Annotated in this window: 15 protein-coding genes; 10 read left to right on the top strand and 5 right to left on the bottom strand. The window is 40.5% G+C overall.

Features of this window, described 5'->3' with window-relative positions:
- Nucleotides 1–294: 294 nt before the first annotated feature.
- Nucleotides 295–3,189 (top strand): RNA polymerase-associated protein RapA, encoded by a 2,895-nt coding sequence (rapA, locus tag CIK86_RS00395; RefSeq protein ID WP_086997726.1) that lies wholly within the window; start codon nt 295–297, stop codon nt 3,187–3,189.
- Nucleotides 3,190–3,468: 279 nt separating this feature from the next.
- Here rapA and CIK86_RS00390 read toward each other — a convergent pair whose 3' ends face one another.
- Complete coding sequence (locus tag CIK86_RS00390; RefSeq protein WP_011329273.1) at nt 3,469–3,756, bottom strand: type II toxin-antitoxin system RelE/ParE family toxin; 288 nt, start codon at nt 3,754–3,756, stop codon at nt 3,469–3,471.
- Nucleotides 3,756–3,983 carry a hypothetical protein gene (locus tag CIK86_RS00385; protein WP_011329274.1) on the bottom strand — a complete coding sequence of 76 codons (228 nt, stop codon included), beginning with the start codon at nt 3,981–3,983 and terminating at the stop codon, nt 3,756–3,758. Before CIK86_RS00385 ends, CIK86_RS00390 begins: the two co-directional genes overlap by 1 nt.
- 137 nt (nt 3,984–4,120) lie before the next feature.
- Here CIK86_RS00385 and rluA point away from each other — a divergent pair, with 137 nt between their 5' ends.
- Nucleotides 4,121–4,774 (top strand): bifunctional tRNA pseudouridine(32) synthase/23S rRNA pseudouridine(746) synthase RluA, encoded by a 654-nt coding sequence (rluA, locus tag CIK86_RS00380; RefSeq protein ID WP_086997723.1) that lies wholly within the window; start codon nt 4,121–4,123, stop codon nt 4,772–4,774.
- A 92-nt stretch (nt 4,775–4,866) separates the two neighbouring features.
- The gene (locus CIK86_RS00375; protein ID WP_086997721.1) at nt 4,867–5,877 is read left to right on the top strand and encodes a DUF3530 family protein; all 1,011 of its coding nucleotides are present in this window, start codon (nt 4,867–4,869) and stop codon (nt 5,875–5,877) included.
- Here CIK86_RS00375 and djlA read toward each other — a convergent pair.
- The 3 genes from djlA to CIK86_RS00360 are packed head-to-tail and all read right to left on the bottom strand — an operon-like array spanning nt 5,860 to nt 8,389.
- A complete protein-coding gene (gene djlA / locus CIK86_RS00370) occupies nt 5,860–6,720 on the bottom strand; it encodes a co-chaperone DjlA (RefSeq protein WP_086997719.1) in 861 nt (286 codons plus the stop codon). The genes CIK86_RS00375 and djlA overlap by 18 nt on opposite strands.
- A gap of 17 nt (nt 6,721–6,737) precedes the next feature.
- A complete protein-coding gene (murU, locus tag CIK86_RS00365) occupies nt 6,738–7,391 on the bottom strand; it encodes an N-acetylmuramate alpha-1-phosphate uridylyltransferase MurU (RefSeq protein ID WP_058374205.1) in 654 nt (217 codons plus the stop codon).
- Entirely contained in the window at nt 7,388–8,389 is a 1,002-nt protein-coding gene (locus tag CIK86_RS00360) for a phosphotransferase (protein WP_011329279.1), read from the bottom strand. Before CIK86_RS00360 ends, murU begins: the two co-directional genes overlap by 4 nt.
- Nucleotides 8,390–8,482: 93 nt before the next feature.
- On the opposite strand from CIK86_RS00360, the gene lptD reads away from it, so the two are divergent.
- From lptD to CIK86_RS00325, 7 genes are all read left to right on the top strand, one after another.
- Nucleotides 8,483–10,729, top strand: a complete 2,247-nt coding sequence (gene lptD / locus CIK86_RS00355; protein WP_086997716.1) for an LPS assembly protein LptD — start codon at nt 8,483–8,485, stop codon at nt 10,727–10,729.
- 97 nt (nt 10,730–10,826) lie between these two features.
- Nucleotides 10,827–12,122: a peptidylprolyl isomerase SurA gene (gene surA / locus CIK86_RS00350; protein ID WP_086997712.1), complete on the top strand. Its 1,296-nt coding sequence runs from the start codon at nt 10,827–10,829 to the stop codon at nt 12,120–12,122.
- 2 nt (nt 12,123–12,124) lie between these two features.
- The gene (gene pdxA / locus CIK86_RS00345) at nt 12,125–13,117 is read left to right on the top strand and encodes a 4-hydroxythreonine-4-phosphate dehydrogenase PdxA (protein WP_011329282.1); all 993 of its coding nucleotides are present in this window, start codon (nt 12,125–12,127) and stop codon (nt 13,115–13,117) included.
- Nucleotides 13,114–13,920: a 16S rRNA (adenine(1518)-N(6)/adenine(1519)-N(6))-dimethyltransferase RsmA gene (gene rsmA, locus CIK86_RS00340; protein ID WP_011329283.1), complete on the top strand. Its 807-nt coding sequence runs from the start codon at nt 13,114–13,116 to the stop codon at nt 13,918–13,920. The genes pdxA and rsmA overlap by 4 nt, the downstream gene beginning before the upstream one ends.
- On the top strand, nt 13,904–14,293 hold the full coding sequence (gene apaG, locus CIK86_RS00335) for a Co2+/Mg2+ efflux protein ApaG (RefSeq protein WP_011329284.1): 390 nt from the start codon (nt 13,904–13,906) through the stop codon (nt 14,291–14,293). The genes rsmA and apaG overlap by 17 nt, the downstream gene beginning before the upstream one ends.
- 12 nt (nt 14,294–14,305) lie before the next feature.
- The gene (locus CIK86_RS00330; protein ID WP_086997709.1) at nt 14,306–15,124 is read left to right on the top strand and encodes a symmetrical bis(5'-nucleosyl)-tetraphosphatase; all 819 of its coding nucleotides are present in this window, start codon (nt 14,306–14,308) and stop codon (nt 15,122–15,124) included.
- A gap of 252 nt (nt 15,125–15,376) precedes the next feature.
- Entirely contained in the window at nt 15,377–17,392 is a 2,016-nt protein-coding gene (locus CIK86_RS00325) for a methyl-accepting chemotaxis protein (RefSeq protein WP_086997706.1), read from the top strand.
- The last annotated feature ends 35 nt before the right edge of the window (nt 17,393–17,427 follow it).

Here is a 17,427-nt window from a genome sequence, read left to right as displayed (position 1 = left end):
ATTAAACCTTAAAACTAAAGTAATTGACTGACTAAAATAGTGCATTTTAAAAGTTAATTAAGTAGGTTTTGCTAAGGAAATATTTTTAATGCTGCTAACGCTCAAAGTAATAGCTGCAGAGCTATTTATTATCTTACTGTGTACTTATTTACCCAAAAAAGATCCAGATGTTAGCCGTTTTGTTAGGAATAATTCACACTTACCGAATTAATTAAAAGTGAGGCTAATAGCGCCTTGCAGTGGTGTTGTCTAACAGGTAACATAGCCGCCTTTTTCTTCATAGACGAGACATATATGAATTTTTCCTTAGGTCAGCGTTGGATCAGTGATACAGAGTCAGATTTAGGATTAGGCACAGTTGTTGCCATTGAGGGCCGTCAGGTCAGCATATTATTTCCTGCTAGTGGCGAAAGCCGCGTTTATTCTTGGGCAGAAGCACCCGTAACCCGTGTGTCATTTAATCCTGGCGATGTGATCAAAAGCGTTGAAGAGTGGGAATTAGAAGTTGAGTCTATTGAAGTGCAAGGCGAGCTACTTTGTTATCACGGTACTCGTGTTGATAATGGTGAAGCAGCCAAACTAAAAGAAACCTTTCTAGATCATTTTATTAAGTTTAACAAACCTCAAGATCGTTTATTTGCCGGCCAAGTAGATCGTTTTGATCGTTACACGCTACGCTACCAAACATGGTTACATAAATTTGAACGTGAACAGTCGCCTATAAAAGGCTTAATTGGTCAGCGTGCTAATCTTATTCCGCATCAGCTTTATATAGCCCAAGAAGTAGGTAAACGTTTTGCACCACGCGTACTTTTATCAGATGAAGTAGGCCTTGGTAAAACAATTGAAGCGGGAATGATTTTACATCAGCAAATTATTAGTGGCCGTGCCAGCCGTGTGCTTATTGTAGTACCCGAAAATCTGCAGCACCAATGGTTAGTAGAAATGCTGCGCCGCTTTAATTTACGTTTCTCTATTTTTGATGAAGATCGTTGCGACGAAGCGTTTCCCGACTCGCCAAATGTATTTGATACCGAACAACTGGTACTTACCAGCCTAGAGTTTTTAACCAAGAAAAAACGTTGGTTCGAACAAGCAACTTTAGCTGACTGGGATTTACTAGTAATAGATGAAGCGCATCATTTAAGTATTAATAATGGCAAGCCAAGCTCAGAGTATCAACGTATGGCCGAGCTTAGCCAAGATATTCCGGGCCTTATTTTACTTACCGCCACGCCAGATCAACTTGGTCATAGCAGCCACTTTGCTCGCCTACAGCTACTCGATCCAGACAGGTTTTACGACTACGACGTATTTAAAGAAGAAGAAGCAAATTACAAAGACGTTGCCGAAGCTGCTAATCAATTACTCCAAGAGCAAGGCCTAGACGAGAGCGCTAAAGCGACTTTAATTGAGCTATTAAAAGAAACCGACATTACCGATATTCTGGCAAAAGCACAGCAAGGTGATTTACCCGCGCGTAAAGAAATACTTAACATGTTACTGGATCGCCACGGCACCGGCCGCATCTTATTTAGAAATAGCCGCAGCGGCATTGACGGCTACCCTAGCCGTATATTACACGCTTACCCTATGCCATTGCCAAAGCAATATAAAACAGCAATGACAGTACTGGGCAATATGAGCGGCATTCAAAACCCCGAACTTAGTGCACAGCGCGCACTATTCCCAGAAAAAATATTTCAAGAGTTTGAAGGCGAAAGCGCCAGCTGGGGAGCATTTGATCCTCGCGTAGGTTGGCTAATCGACACTCTTAAAACCCTTAAGCGTGAAAAAGTACTGCTAATATGTGCTAAAGCCGAAACAGCTATCAGCCTTGAGCAAATACTACGTGAACGCGAAGCAATTAAAGCCTCAGTGTTTCACGAAGGTATGTCGATTATTGAGCGTGACCGCGCCGCTGCATTTTTTGCAGACGAGTACGACAACGCGCAAATACTGCTGTGTTCTGAAATTGGCTCTGAAGGGCGTAACTTTCAGTTTTCACATCATTTAGTGTTATTTGATTTACCACTAAACCCAGATTTACTAGAGCAACGTATTGGCCGACTAGACCGCATTGGACAAACTCAAGATGTGAACATTCACGTGCCATATTTTGAAAACACCGCCCAAGAAGTATTACTACGTTGGTACAACGAAGGCCTAGACGCATTCGAATCTACCTCGTCGACGGGACAAATGTTGTATAAAGAATTCCGTGATGACCTACTTGATTACATTGCAGCGCATAACTGCGACGAAGACGAGTTAGATCCATTACTTGAGCAAGTAGCACAAAAAAATGCGGTACTGCGCAAGCAAATGGAAAGCGGACGCGACCGTTTACTTGAGCTGCATTCATCGGGCCAAGGCGCAGCCGACTCTTTGGTAGCTGATATTGAAAAACTAGACAATCAGTTTGAACTGCCTAGTTACATGATTAACGTATTTGACACCTTTGGCGTAAGCCAAGAAGATAAAGGCGAAAATACCATTATCTTAAAGCCAACCGAGCATATGTTAAACGCCTCGTTTCCGGCATTAAGAGAAGATGGCATGACAGTTACATTTGACCGCGATACCGCGCTTTCGCAAGAAGACGTGCACTTTATTAGTTGGGATCATCCTATGGTGCAAGGCACCCTAGATATGATTTGTGACGACGATTTTGGTAGCGCATCGGTTGCTTTACTTAAAAACAAAAAACTACCACCAGGCACCTTTTTTGTTGAGCTTATTTTTGTAGCCGAAGCTATGGCACCAAAAGTATTACAAGTAGGACGCTTTTTACCACCTACGCCAATTCGTATTTTACTCGATAAAGCAGGTAATAACTTAGGTGAAAACGTCGCGTTTGACGGCTTTAATCAGCAGCTTTCTGCCGTTGGTCGCCAAACAGCCAGTAAACTAGCTGGCGCATTGCAAAGTGCTATTCACCCAATGATCAGCACCGCAAAAGACATGGCACAAGAAAAGCTTGAAGTTATTCGTGCTGCGTCACTGGCTAAAATGCAAACATCACTAAGTGAAGAGCAGCAACGATTAGTTGCTCTTAAGCAAATTAACCCTAATATTCGCCAAGAAGAAATTACCTTCTACGATAAGCAACGCACAGATTTGACTACCTACATTGAAAAAACCCAGTTAAAACTAGATGCGATACGCTTGATTGTGGTTTCGCACTAACGCTTTGGCGATAAGCTGACAGCCGTTAGTAAAAAATTGCTAATGTGCGAATGAAGAAAGCGCGGTATTTTGAAGTGACCCCATAAAGTTGGATTCATTTCTAAGCAGCTAATAAAGCCTGATTTCGGTAGTGTGTCGAACTCAGGCTTTTTATTTTCAACTTAATGCATGCGTTGTTGTAATAAAAAATTTATTACTGAGCTCACCTTAAAACTTGATAAAAACCCTATAAAACGATTAGTTAAGTGCTATTCAACTCTTTCTAAAATCACTTGTAAATCACAACCACTCTTCTATATCTTGCCCACCCAAAACAGCCATTATTTCAACATCAGTTTCATAAACTCTGTAATAAATACTATCTGAGCCACAAACGGCACGTCGATAACCTTTACGAATATGAGCAACTGATTGGTAGGGATAAGGATTTGCAGCTAGCTTTTCAAACAGAGTAAAAAAAGCATAAAAATAAGTATCTGCTTGCTGCTGTGAATACTCCTTACAGCCATACTGATAAATACGACGTAAGTCTTCTTTAGCATCATTTGAGAGTTTAAACTTTCGCATTACTTAACATTTAGTTTAAATTCAGTCAGGATTTCATCAGCAGATTGATTAGTAAAGCCACTTTTTTCAGATTTAAGCAGTTTACTATTGATAGCTTCAGCCCTTCTTGCACGTCGAATTAAGTCATTCACTAATTCGCTTTTATTCGCGTAATCACCTACATTTTCAATGTGATTACGCAGCCATAAATCATTTTTCTCAGTGAGCGAAATGCTTTGCCTTGCCATAATATATACCTCAAAAAATCATACTGGTGTAATTTTACACCAGCATGAAAAACATGCAATTAAACTTTAATCTTTTTCCTTGAGCCTTAGTGCCCGCTCCACTAAAATGGCGCCCTTGTAAATCACTGAGGTCGGCCGTGTTAATTAACTACAATCCCCCAACAGATCCGTATTTAACTATTCTGTATCAGGATGAGGACTTACTCATCGTTAATAAGCCTAGCGAGTTGTTAACCGTGCCAGGTAAAGACCCTAAACATGCCGATTGCTTAATAAGCCGTGTTAACCGAGTTTTTCCTACTGCTAAAATAGTGCACCGTTTAGATATGGCAACGTCGGGCATACTTTGCTTGGCAATGAATAAAGCCGCACACCGCCATGTAAGTATGCAGTTTCAGGAGCGCGAAACCGCCAAGCGCTATATTGCCCGGATATATGGGCAACTTGAGGCGCAAACCGGCTCGGTTGATTTACCGCTTATTTGCGATTGGCCTAATCGCCCCAAGCAAATGGTTGATCACGAAAACGGTAAGCCGTCGCTTACGCATTTTAAAATACTTGAACGTGAACCACATGCAACCCGTGTAGAACTAACTCCTATTACAGGGCGCTCGCACCAGTTGCGTGTACATATGCTAAGCCTAGGCCATCCTATTTTAGGTGATAGGCTTTACGCGCACAAAGAGGCACTCGCTGCGGCGCCGCGCTTGCAATTACACGCACAAATGCTCAGCTTAAAACATCCCACTACTGAGCAAATACTTACATTTGAAGCTGACCCTAATTTTTAGCGCTAACACTTAATATTAAAGTTTAGCCTGTTACGCTAAACTTTTTTGCTGCTGCGCCGATATCTAAATAATGTTTTTTATTTGAGTTGATTATGGTATTGGCGCAGTATTTAAAGGTAATTAAACTAAACGTACTGCTAAGCTGTGCGCTACTTTTGACTGTGCAAGTAACTGCAGCAGAGCATATTGCCCCCCCCTCGTATGCAAGTATTGAAAATAATGATATTCAACACTTACTTCCCAATGATGAAATAAAGCCTATATTAGCTGGCGATACTGAATTTTTAACCTTATACTGCGAGTATATGAGTGCTGATTTTAGAGGCACTGTACTGCTTATACCTGATTGGCAATCAAGCGCGACCAATAATGCCGGAATGAGCTTTTTACGCAAAGAACTGAATAATTTAGGCTACACTACCTACGCAATGACAGTACCTGATATTAACTGGCAGGCCAGTGAAATAGCCACTGCTGCAACTAACGAAAACACTGCAACTGAAAGCACCTCAGCTGAAAATATTCTTGCCCAAAGCTCTGACAATGCAAATACAGCTAATCAAAGCACTGATAATGAAAGTGCTGCTGTTGAAAGTGCTACTATTGAGGATACTGGTGTAAACAAAAGTGCTGAGCCACACCATGTTAATGCCATTGAAAAAGTGAGTGACGCGGTACTCGATAACTATAAAGTAAATTTAATCGCCCGCTATGAAGCACTGTATAATACAGCAATGGCAGAGCCGAATAATATTGTAGTAATTGCCCAGGGGATCAGTGCTGGCGTGCTACTTGAACATTATGCGCAATTTCCCGACTCAAGACTTAATGCATTTATAAGTTTAAGCAGTTATTTACCTAACAGTAAACGTAATCAAGACTTAAGCCAAACTTCGTCTTTAATTGCCCCACCATTACTGGATATTTACTACGCTAACGATAACAACGAGATTTTAATGAACCTTAAAAATCGTCAGCGCTGGGTTAACCGCAACGCAAAATTTGATTATCGCCAACGCCAGTTATTTGGTTTGCGCAATCAGCCCGATCAACATGCACGCCTAAGTAAAGAAATAGACGGCTTTTTACGCCGACTTTTTTAAATACTCGTAAGCAGCTTGAATATCTTGGCTTTTTTTGACCGCTAATTCCATCATATGTTTTGGTAAACCTTGCGATACCAATTTATCAGGGTGATGCTGCGCCATCAGTTTTCGATACGCGAGCTTTATTTCTCGCGCTGTTGCCGAGTCATTAAGCCCTAATAATGCCAACGCTTGTGCGCGGTTTATATTATTATTAGGTGGTACATGATGGCCTGAACCTTCACGGTAACTGCTACTTTGCCCTTGTTGCTGTTGTTTATAGCGCTGTTGCTGCTGCCTAAAGCTAAACTCTGCTTGGTAACGCTTTAATACAAAAGCAAAGTGCGCTCTAGATACGCCTAACTGTTTACTCACTTCTTGTAAAAGTAGTTTTTCTTGCTCAGCGAATACACCATCTGAAAATGCCATTTGAATTTGAATTTCTAAAAATAGCTGTAATAAATCATAACGCTTAGCAAAACGTTCTTTAAAGTCTTGTACTGTTTCTTTTAATGAAAAATCATTTTCTTTACCCGACTGAAATGCATGTTGTGCTTCGCGGCGCTCTTCGCCTTGTAGGCCCATTTCGTCCATAAATAACGTTGCCGCTTTAATATGTACTTCGCTAATGCGCCCATTTGATTTAGCAATATGCCCCATAACTGCAAAACAGCTAGAAAAAAACAGCGCTTGACGCTCGTTTACGTCGTCACCTTTAAATAAGTTTGAAAAGCCACCGGCTTTATCAAAATCTTTTTTTAAGCTTTTATCAAACATATGGCCAAGATATAGGCCAAAAATAGCACCAAATATTTTGCCAAACATAAAACCGAAAATAAACCCGAGTATTTTTCCCCACATCTAAATTATTACCTCTATTAAATTTGTCGTTGATTAAGTGCTGATAATCGCTCAGGAGTACCTACATCATCCCATTGGCCTATGTAGAGTTCGGTAGAGACTAAATGTTCAGTTAATTTTTTAGCTAAAATAGGCCCAAGCGGACGAACACCTTGCTCAAAATCGTTAAAAAAATCGGCTTGATATCGGCCAATTCCAGAAAATGTATATTTTTGACTATCACTCGACAAATGACTGAGTGCAAAATCACCGTTAGGATTATGCGGTGGGTTTTCTATCAGCACTATGTGCGCCTCACCCGCTTGTAAATGCAGTTGAGTTAACGCGCTTACGTCGTAATCGGTATATATGTCGCCATTTATAACAATAAAGGTATCGCCTAATAGGGGCAGCGCAGCAATAATGCCACCGGCCGTTTCAAGGCCACCTGCCACTTCTTGGCTATAACGTATATTTACGCCCCACTTGCTGCCATTGGCAAAATAATCTTTAATTTTATCACCTTGCCACGCAAGGTTTATTACTATTTCGGTAATACCCGCCGCTTTAAGATTAACAATATGATGCTCAATTAATGGCTTACCCGCTACTGCCAACATAGGTTTAGGCATATTTTGCGTTAGTGGCATCATACGTTGTCCGCGCCCGGCCGCTAAAATCATCGCCTTCATGTGCGCTCCTTAGCCAAGCGCTCAACCACTTTAGGAGCAATGGTATTTTGTATAAATAAGCCAAGGGCCTGTAGCTCTGAATAATTAGCAGCTACCTCTACAATGTATGCAAGTGTAGGAAGTATATTAGCCAAATAACCTTTTTTACCATCACGTAAATACAAACGACAAAAAATACCTGCCGCTTTTAAATGGCGCTGTAAACCGGTTAAATCAAACCAATATTTAAATTCATTAAAGGTAACATTAGCAATTAAACCTTGGCGATTAAATTCATCGTATCCGTATTTAACTAAATGAGTTAATTCGCTCTCTGGCAGTTTAAAATAGCAATCGCGTAACAAAGATACCAAGTCGTAACACAACGGCCCGCGTACAGCATCTTGATAATCTATGATCGCCCATTGCTGGTTGCAGCGCATAATATTACGACTATGGTAATCGCGGTGCATGGTAACGCTAGGCTGAGCAAGCATGGTATTACTAAGCAGATCACAGCTTGTTTGCCACAGCATTTGTTGCTCTGCTGTTAGTTCACAATCAATGAAGTCATGCATTAACCACTGGCTGAATATGCCAAGCTCAACAGCTATAAACTTTTTATCATAAGCTTGCATAGCAGCGGCTGCAGGTGTTTTTGCCCACTGTACGCTCAGCTTAATTAATTGCTGGTAATACTCGGTGCGGTGCTCATCATCAAGCATGTCTGCTAGGTGCGTGCTGCCTAAGTCACTTAAAATAAAAAAGCCTTGCTGCTCGTCACTGGCAATAATAGCGGGCAATAAAAATCCTTGCTGCGTAAATACGCTATTAAGCGAGATATACGGCGCATTATTTACTTTAAGCGGATCGGAATCCATCACTATAAAGCTGTTATTAGCACAATTTAAGCGATAATAACGACGAAAGCTCGCATCGGCAGTAATTGCCGCTAACGCGCATTGTTGCTCACTAAAGTGAGTATTTATAAAGAGTTGTAAGCGTTCAAAACGTGTCATATTATAAGCTATCTATTTTTCACTAATTACTTTGCCATTGTTTTCCTTTATTATGTCTACTTGAAATTAATCACAGCGTATAAAGGTCGATAAATGAGCAAAACCTGGGGCATATTGATGCTAAGCGTACTGAGCGCACCATCGCTTGCCGAAACTGAACTGACACACAAGTTTTGTGGCACTTCAATGCAAACCAGAGCTTGGCAACCGCTTCCTGGCTTAAAGCTAGGTATGGTTGATATTCGCGCTAACGACGTAGAGCTTTTAGGCACACAAAGCGCTGAATTTACTGGTAATGTTGATATTAACACCGTTAATATGAATTTGTCCGCACAAACTGCACTAATCGATAAACAACGCGGTTTACTCAATGCTACTGGGCCAATTACTTATCGCGACAAAATAAGCGAAGTTAACAGCACTGGCCTCAACGCCGATTTAAATAATTCAGCAATCAGCTTACTTGGTGCACAATATAGCCTAACACAACAGCTAGGCAAAGGTGGCGCTGAAAAACTCACCGTTGATGAGTCTGGCTTAATGCTAATGAATGCAAGCTTTACTGCTTGCCCTGGCGAAGTACCTGTGTGGGCCATTGAAGCCGACGAAATTAACCTTTCTCGCGAAGAAGGCTGGGGCGAAACCTATAATGCGGTTTTACGCATCCTAGATACGCCGGTTTTATATTTACCTTATTTTACCTTTCCGCTTGATGAGCGCCGTAAATCTGGGTTACTTACGCCTAGTTTTTCAAGCTCAGATCGCTATGGTTTAGAAACTATTACGCCTTACTACTGGAATATCGCTCCCAATTTAGATGCCACCATTACCCCGCGTTATATGTCGCGTAAAGGTTTACAACTGCAAACTGAATTTAGATATTTAACCCAAGAGCATGAAGGCTTAGTGGGTATTGAATATTTAAATAAAGATGATTCAGACCCCGTTCTTGGCGATCGTTATATGTTTCATTGGCAACAAAAAAGCTATTTAGGTGAAAACTGGCGCGCTAATGTTGATATAACAAACGTGAGTGACGACAACTACTTAACTGATTTAGACTCTAATTATGCCAGTAAAACCGATACTCAATTGTACAGAACAGGCTCGCTTACTCATATGGGCGACACTTGGCGTACCGATATTACAGTACAAAACTTTGAAGTACTGGGCGATCACTTAGAGTCTTATACCGCTTTGCCACAAATTAGTTTTACCCAAACCGCACCTTGGCAATACGACAACTTTGATTTTAGTGTATCGGGAGAAGTGAGCCACTTTACTAATAGCTCAGCTATTATTGATCAAGCTACTCGAATACATATTGAGCCAAAAGCTCGCTTTGATTATAAAGAACATGCATGGTCGTTTTTATCAGAAGTAAGCATATTACAAACAAACTACAAACAGCATGGTGATTTAGAAGGTACTCAATACAGCGAAAGCGTATCGCGTACACTGCCAAAAGTACGTTTGTATACACAACTTAATTTTGAGCGCGAAACCTCCTACTTTATTGATGACGGTATTCAAACTTTAGAGCCACAGCTACAATATTTATATACCCCTAATGAAGATCAATCTGATATTGGCTTATTTGATACTGCCAAACTACAAGATGATTTTTTTGGTTTATTTAGAGACACACGCTTTTCAGGTGTTGATAGAATAGCTGCTGCCAACCAATTTACCTTAGGTGCAACGACTCGGTTATTTGACAAAAAACACCAAGAAGTATTTAATTTTAGCGCCGGGCAAATATTTTATTTAAGCGATTCAGCCAAACCTACAGAGCAAGGATTAAACTCAGACACCAACTACAATGCCTTGTTTGCAGCACAAACCATGGTACATTGGCATCATCGCTGGTATTTATCAGCGGGTATTCAGTATGATACTGACGGTAAACAAATTATTCAGTCTAACGTAACGCTCGACTATAAAGGCGACGATAATGAGCTAGTTCAATTGAACCATCGGTATTCAGATGATGTCTCAGGTAATGCAATTGAACAAACAGGCTTATTTACAAGCATTCCAGTGAGCGACGAATGGCAGTTTATTGCAAGCTATCACCGCGACCTTGAAAATAACCGCAGTATCGAAGTGTTAAGCGGACTACAGTATGAATCGTGCTGTTGGGCATTTCAAATTACTGGCCATCGCCAAATTGTTACCGACTTAAATCAGTCTATAGGGCAACAACAGGCGACTTTTGATTCAAGCATTCGTTTGAATTTTGTTTTAAAAGGGTTAGGTAGTAAAAGCCGTTATGATGCTAAAAAATTATTACAACAAGGTATTTTTGGTTATCGTAGACCGTATTTTCTTAATGACTAGGACACTTTTTTAAAGTTAAAGTAGTATTAATTAACGCTAAAAATTGAGTATTCCCTAGGATCACAACAGTACTATTAGCAAGAGTAGTAAAAAGAATATGAATTTAAAAAAATTATTAACATCAGCAGTTTTAAGTATTAGCTTATGCCAAAGCGCATTTGCAGCTCCGGTTGAAATCGACAAAGTTATTGGCATAGTCAACCAAGGGGTTATTTTAAAAAGTGAAGTGGACACCATAGTTAACCGTGTTAAAAAGCAAGCTGAAGAGCAGAGTCAGGAGCTTCCTAAAGACGAAACATTACGTGTTCAAGCCGTAGAGCGATTAGTTAACCAAACACTCATGATACAAATGGCTGAGCGTATGGGGTTAGAGATTTCAGACAGCCAACTAGATCAAACACTTGCAAGTATGGCTAAAGAGCAAGGCGGTAGCATTGCAGATTTACGTCGTACTATTGAGGGCTCGGGAGAAAGCTTTCAAGCATACCGTGAAGAAATTCGTAAAGAGATCACTACGCAACAAGTTATGCGCGCCAATGTTGATCGCCGTGTTTATGTAAGCGAGCAAGAAGTAGATAACTTACTAAAAATTATGGATAGCCAAGGTCAAAACGCAGAAGAGTATGACATTGGCCATATTTTAATTGATATTCCTAGTGATGCTAGCGCCGATGAAATTGCGTCAGCTAAAACGCGCGCAGACAAAGTAATTGAATTACTTAATGACGAGCAAGAATTTAAACGCATTGCTATTTCATCATCAAGCGGCTCTCAAGCACTTGAAGGTGGACAACTAGGTTGGATGGGCATTAACGAAATGCCGTCGTTATTTGCTGAAGCCGTAAAAGGTAAAATGCAAGGCGCTATTATTGGTCCGCTACGCTCTGGTGCTGGTTTTCATATTATAAAAGTTCAAGATGTTCGTGGTCGTCAAGTTGTAGAAACAACTGAAACTCGCTCACGTCATATTTTAATCAAGCCATCTATTATTTTAAGTGAAGAAAAAGCACGTAGTATGCTTGCCGGTTTTGTAAAAGACTTACGCGCTGATAAAGCCGACTTTGCAAAACTTGCTAAAGAATACTCAGAAGATCCAGGCTCAGCCCTTAAAGGTGGTGAGTACGATTGGGCCGATCCAACTAGCTATGTTCCTGCCTTTAGAGATACTTTATTATCACTTAAGCAAAATGAAATTAGCGAACCATTTAGAAGCCAATTCGGTTGGCATATTGTGCAGTTACTCGATACCCGTGTAGCTGATAAAACCGAGCAAGCTAAACGCAACCGCGCCCATGGCATGCTATTTAATCGTAAATTTAAAGAAGAAAGCTTTAACTGGCAGCAAGAAATGCGCGAACAAGCCCATGTTGAAATTTTCCCAATAGACGAATAACTATGACATTACGTATCGCAATTACCCCAGGTGAGCCTGCGGGCATTGGTCCAGATTTACTGTTAAAACTTGCCCAACAAACTTGGGACGCACAGCTTGTAGCCATTGCCGACGCGAATATGCTTAAGCAACGTGCTAAACATTTAGGCTTAAGTATAAAGCTAATAGAGTTTGATCAGCACGCTGCAGCAACGCCTGCACCAGCAGGAAGCCTTTACCTACATCAAGTAGATGTAGCTGAGCCTGTAGAGCTAGGTGTGCTTAACGATGCTAATGGCCAATACGTATTAGACACTTTGCGTATTGCCAGTGAAAAAAACATGGATGGCACTTTTGCAGCAGTTGTTACCGGCCCAGTACATAAAGGCATTATTAATAAAGCCGGTATTTCGTTTAGTGGCCACACCGAGTATTTTGCACAACAGTCGAATACCGCAGATGTAGTAATGATGCTTGCTACGCAAGGCCTAAGAGTAGCGCTGGTAACAACGCATATTCCGCTTGCCTATGTATCGCGTGCTATTACAGAGGATCGGCTAATCAAAGTAGCGAGTATTTTAAACCACGACTTACAAACTAAGTTTGGTATAGAAAAGCCGCGTATTTTAGTCTGTGGTTTAAATCCTCATGCTGGTGAAGATGGCCATTTAGGCCGTGAAGAAATAGATACCATTATTCCAACACTTGAAATACTTAACAACCAAGGTATGAACCTGATTGGTCCACTCCCTGCCGACACTTTATTTCAAGATAAATATCTAAATGAAGCCGATGCCGTATTAGCTATGTATCACGATCAAGGGCTACCTGTGCTAAAATACAAGGGATTTGGTAACTCGGTAAATATTACCTTAGGTTTACCATTTATCCGCACCTCAGTAGATCATGGTACTGCTTTGGACTTAGCAGGCAAAGGCACTGCTGATGTTGGCAGTTTTGAATTAGCGATCCGCGAAGCAATTAAGCTCGCCCAAGAAAAAGCACAAAATCAATGACCGATAAAGTACATTTAGGACACCGCGCCCGTAAACGTTTTGGACAAAACTTTTTATTTGATGACATGATCATCGGTAAAATAGTGAGCGCTATCGATCCTAAACCAGAAGATAACCTAGTAGAGATTGGTCCAGGCCTTGGCGCAATTACTGAACCGGTAGCCGAATTAAGCGGCCATTTAACGGTTGTAGAATTAGATAAAGATTTGGCACAGCGTTTAATTGAGCACCCATTTTTGGGGCCTAAATTAACCGTAAACCAAGGCGATGCAATGACCTTTGATTTTGCAAGCTTGGTGAGAGATGACAAAAAACTAAAAGTGTTTGGTAACTTACCGTATAACATTTCTACTCCGTTACTATTTCATCTTTTTGAATTTGCAGACAATATTGAGCACATGCACTTTATGTTGCAAAAAGAAGTAGTAAAACGCATGGTTGCAGGCCCGGGGAGCAAAACCTTTGGTCGTTTAAGCGTAATGACCCAGTACTACTGTAATGCAATGCCGGTTATAGAAGTACCGCCTGAGTGCTTTAAACCAGCGCCTAAAGTTGATTCAGCGGTTATTCGCTTAATCCCTAAAAAGCCTGAACAACGCACTGCAAAAAGCGTGAAAATTTTAAACAACGTTTGCCTAGAAGCCTTTAACCAGCGTCGTAAAACACTACGCAATAGTTTAAGCAACTTACTAACTGCAGATGAGCTAACCAGCATTGGCATAGATGTTACTTTGCGTGCTGAGCGCTTATCGTTACAACAATTTATTGATATAGCAAATTGGATTTATGACAACAAGCAGTAATATTGGATCGCCTGTAAAGGTATCTGTTGAAACATTTTATGTAGAAGAGCAGTCGCAACCTGAACTCGAAAAGTTTGTATTTGCTTATTCTGTAACCATTAAAAACCACAGTTTGTGTAGCGCTAAATTACTGAGCCGTTATTGGTTAATTACCGATGCAAATGGCAAAGAAATTGAAGTGCAAGGCGAAGGTGTGGTCGGTGAAAACCCGGTTATAGCACCCGGCGAAAGTTATAAATATACCAGTGGGGCAATACTAGATACCCCTGTAGGTACTATGCAAGGGCATTATACGTTACGTAACGAGTTTGGCACTGAGTTTAAAGCGCCTATTAACGTGTTTCGTTTAGCCTGCCCTAACATACTGCACTAGTACACTATAAGCATGGCTGACTACGCAATAGGTGATTTGCAAGGCTGCTTTAACGAGTTTAACGCGTTACTCCAACGCGTTAACTTTAATCCAAGTAAAGATCATCTCTACTTGGTGGGCGATATAGTCGCTCGAGGCCCTGACTCACTAGCCTGTTTAGAGTACTTATACAAATACCAAAATAGCATTACAGTTACGCTAGGCAATCATGACTTACACCTGATTGCCTGCTATCTACTTAATAAACCACCCAACCCTAATGATAAATTAGCAGCTGTATTCAATAGCACTAAACTCCCCCACTATATTGCATTTTTACAAACTCAGCCTTTGGCACTTTACCTTAAGCAGTACAATAGCTTTATATCCCATGCTGGGCTCAACCCTGACTGGTCGATAGCACAAGCCTTACAACATGCTCAGTTTGCTCAGCATTGTTACAGCTCGCCTAAAGCGCATGACTTTTTTGCAAACATGTACCAACCTCACCCCATTAATAACCCTAATGAACTTAATGACTATGAAAAGTTTAGATACATAGTTAACTACTTTACCCGTATGCGATTTTTAACTGCCAATAATCAACTCGACTTAAGTGCAAAAGGGGAAGTAACAAGCGGCAATAACTTAACCCCTTGGTTTATGCATCCAGCAATAACAACAGCTAAGCAAACGCTTATTTTTGGCCATTGGGCAGCATTAAATGGTAAAACACCTCATAATCATTTATTAGCCTTAGACACCGGATGTGTTTGGGGGGGCGCTATGACCCTAGTAGAATTAAAAAACAAACAAAAAACCATAGAAAAATCACAACTTTCGTCTAAATAAACTGAAATAAAGTAATACATCTGTTAAGTTTAATGATGCAGGTTGAAATTTTACAATTACAACCTGTTCACATTAAGTTGGCATTATATTTAGTAGCAAAAATAGCACCCCTATAATTAAAGCTACGCATGACCATTGCTTAATTAAAAACAATCAACACAGATTAAACAATTAAAATTAACTTTAATTACTTAACTTATTGCAATACAAGCCGATAAGTTTTAACTGACGTACTTTAGAATGGAAATCCGTATGAATTTAACAGTGAGCCAGCGTATTTGGGGTGGATTTATTTTCATCACTCTTCTGCTTTTAATAATTGGCGGTAACTCTTTAATAAAAATAGCAAATATTGATCGCTCCACCCAAAAGGTAAATCAGTTGTCGCTGCCCGCTTTAAATAAAAGCGCTGAATTACAAGCCGAGTTTATTTTAATGAGCAAAGCTGCTCAAGCTAGTTTTTATACCTCTTCTGCAGAGCAACTAGAACCTATAAAAAATCAAGTACTCGAACAAAAGCAATTATTCAACACACTACATAGTGAGTTACAGACGGTGGTTGAAAGTGACCCGCTATTAAATAAAAGCAGCCAACAAGTTGAAGCAACCTATTTAAGCTTTTTAAACACAGTAGAGAGCTTACTTGCCGATAAAGCGAGACAGCTAACTCTGCAAAAAACATTAAAAACTCAACTAGAGAATATAGAGCTTGCTGCAGAAGATGCAAACTCTATTGTACTCGACATTATTGATATAAACGGCTTAGAGCAAAGCCATTCTCGTGCCTATCAAGCTGCTAATAACCTTGAAAATAACTTTATGTCTGTAGTAAGCAACAGCACCGACATGCTAACAGTTAAAACACTAGACACTCTAGAGATTGTAAAGAACGAGCAAGTATACTATTTCGAAGAAGTGACCCGCACCATGGCATTAATTAAACCTGCCATAGAGCAAAGTCATGGTGGTTTATACAATAGTCTAAAAGAGTACGTAGACACACTAGAGAGCGATATTATAGGTAACAATAGCCTCGCTGCGAATAAAAAGCGCCTAATCGATGCAATTAGCCTTATTGAACGTCAGTTAGCAGAGTCTGAACAAGCAACTAAAACAGCGCTAAATCAAATTGACGTACTTGTAAAACAAGCCAGCGATGTTGCTTTTACATTGCAAAAAGGGGTGCGCAGCGACGTAGACTCTGCAAACTTGTGGACTTGGATAGGCATGATAATAGCCACCATAATTGCAATTATCGTAGCAGTCGTTACGGTTAATCGTATTACTAAACCACTGGCTGAAGTTAACCGCATTTTAGATATTGTAGCAAGTGGCGATATGACGCAGCGCCTAAATGACAGTGCTAAAGATGAGTTTGGTGAGCTATCTAAAAGCTGCAATACCTTAATTGATAGCCTTCGCAGTTTAATTAAAGGCATTATTTCACGCTCAACTCAGCTTGCAGCAGCATCAGAGCAAACCTCAACAATTACTGGCGAATCAAGTAAAGCAATTCGTAATCAGCAAGCACAAGTTGAACAGGCGGCTACAGCAACAACCGAGATGAGCAGTACATCACAAACGGTAAGTAATAGCGCTCAGCAGGCGTTACATGAGATTAAAAATGCCGATAAAGAAGCCGAGCGCGTTAAAGATATTTCAAATCAAAATAAAGCCACTATTGAGCAACTAGCTTACGAAGTTGATGAAGCATCGCACGTTATTAATAAGCTACACAAAGACAGCGCATCGATTGGTAGTATATTAGATGTGATTCGCGGTATTGCTGATCAAACAAACTTATTAGCATTAAATGCTGCGATTGAAGCAGCGCGTGCCGGTGAGTATGGCCGAGGCTTTGCTGTAGTAGCAGATGAAGTACGCTCTCTGGCAAGTAAAACACAAGAATCAACCCAAGAGATTCAATCTATGATTGAGTCACTACAAAGCGGTGCAGAAGCCGCTGTATCGGCCATGGAAAAAGGTAAACAACAAGCCGTGTCGTGTGTTAAGCAAAGCGATATAGCAAGCAGCGCTCTCGATTCAATTACTTTAGCTGTATCGCAAGCGCATAACGTGAGTGAAGAAATATCAACGGCAGCGCAAGAGCAACAACAAGTATCACAAGAAATAAGTGAGCGTTTAGAATCTATTGTTGCTATAGCCGAACAAACCGCTGAGGGCGCAATACAAACGACTATTTCAAGTTCAGAAGTAGCAAAACTAGCAGAAGAGCTTAGGTTATCAGTAGAGAACTTTAAGGTTTAATTACTGCTATAAACATGTATAAAAAAGGGGAAGTA

It is taken from the genome of Pseudoalteromonas sp. JB197, from assembly GCF_002332205.1.
In the GTDB taxonomy this organism is placed as follows: domain Bacteria; phylum Pseudomonadota; class Gammaproteobacteria; order Enterobacterales; family Alteromonadaceae; genus Pseudoalteromonas; species Pseudoalteromonas nigrifaciens.
Note: the sequence above shows the minus strand (reverse complement) of the source record. Positions and strands in the feature narration are given on the sequence as shown.

Excerpts from the sequence above, each read along its gene's own strand:
- pdxA (WP_011329282.1), top strand. The coding sequence starts at position 12,125 with ATGACATTACGTATCGCAATTACCCCAGGTGAGCCTGCGGGCATTGGT.
- murU (WP_058374205.1), bottom strand. The coding sequence starts at position 7,391 with ATGAAGGCGATGATTTTAGCGGCCGGGCGCGGACAACGTATGATGCCA.
- CIK86_RS00360 (WP_011329279.1), bottom strand. The coding sequence starts at position 8,389 with ATGACACGTTTTGAACGCTTACAACTCTTTATAAATACTCACTTTAGT.
- lptD (WP_086997716.1), top strand. The coding sequence starts at position 8,483 with ATGAGCAAAACCTGGGGCATATTGATGCTAAGCGTACTGAGCGCACCA.
- surA (WP_086997712.1), top strand. The coding sequence starts at position 10,827 with ATGAATTTAAAAAAATTATTAACATCAGCAGTTTTAAGTATTAGCTTA.
- rapA (WP_086997726.1), top strand. The coding sequence starts at position 295 with ATGAATTTTTCCTTAGGTCAGCGTTGGATCAGTGATACAGAGTCAGAT.
- apaG (WP_011329284.1), top strand. The coding sequence starts at position 13,904 with ATGACAACAAGCAGTAATATTGGATCGCCTGTAAAGGTATCTGTTGAA.
- CIK86_RS00385 (WP_011329274.1), bottom strand. The coding sequence starts at position 3,983 with ATGGCAAGGCAAAGCATTTCGCTCACTGAGAAAAATGATTTATGGCTG.
- djlA (WP_086997719.1), bottom strand. The coding sequence starts at position 6,720 with ATGTGGGGAAAAATACTCGGGTTTATTTTCGGTTTTATGTTTGGCAAA.
- CIK86_RS00375 (WP_086997721.1), top strand. The coding sequence starts at position 4,867 with ATGGTATTGGCGCAGTATTTAAAGGTAATTAAACTAAACGTACTGCTA.
- CIK86_RS00330 (WP_086997709.1), top strand. The coding sequence starts at position 14,306 with ATGGCTGACTACGCAATAGGTGATTTGCAAGGCTGCTTTAACGAGTTT.
- rsmA (WP_011329283.1), top strand. The coding sequence starts at position 13,114 with ATGACCGATAAAGTACATTTAGGACACCGCGCCCGTAAACGTTTTGGA.
- CIK86_RS00325 (WP_086997706.1), top strand. The coding sequence starts at position 15,377 with ATGAATTTAACAGTGAGCCAGCGTATTTGGGGTGGATTTATTTTCATC.
- CIK86_RS00390 (WP_011329273.1), bottom strand. The coding sequence starts at position 3,756 with ATGCGAAAGTTTAAACTCTCAAATGATGCTAAAGAAGACTTACGTCGT.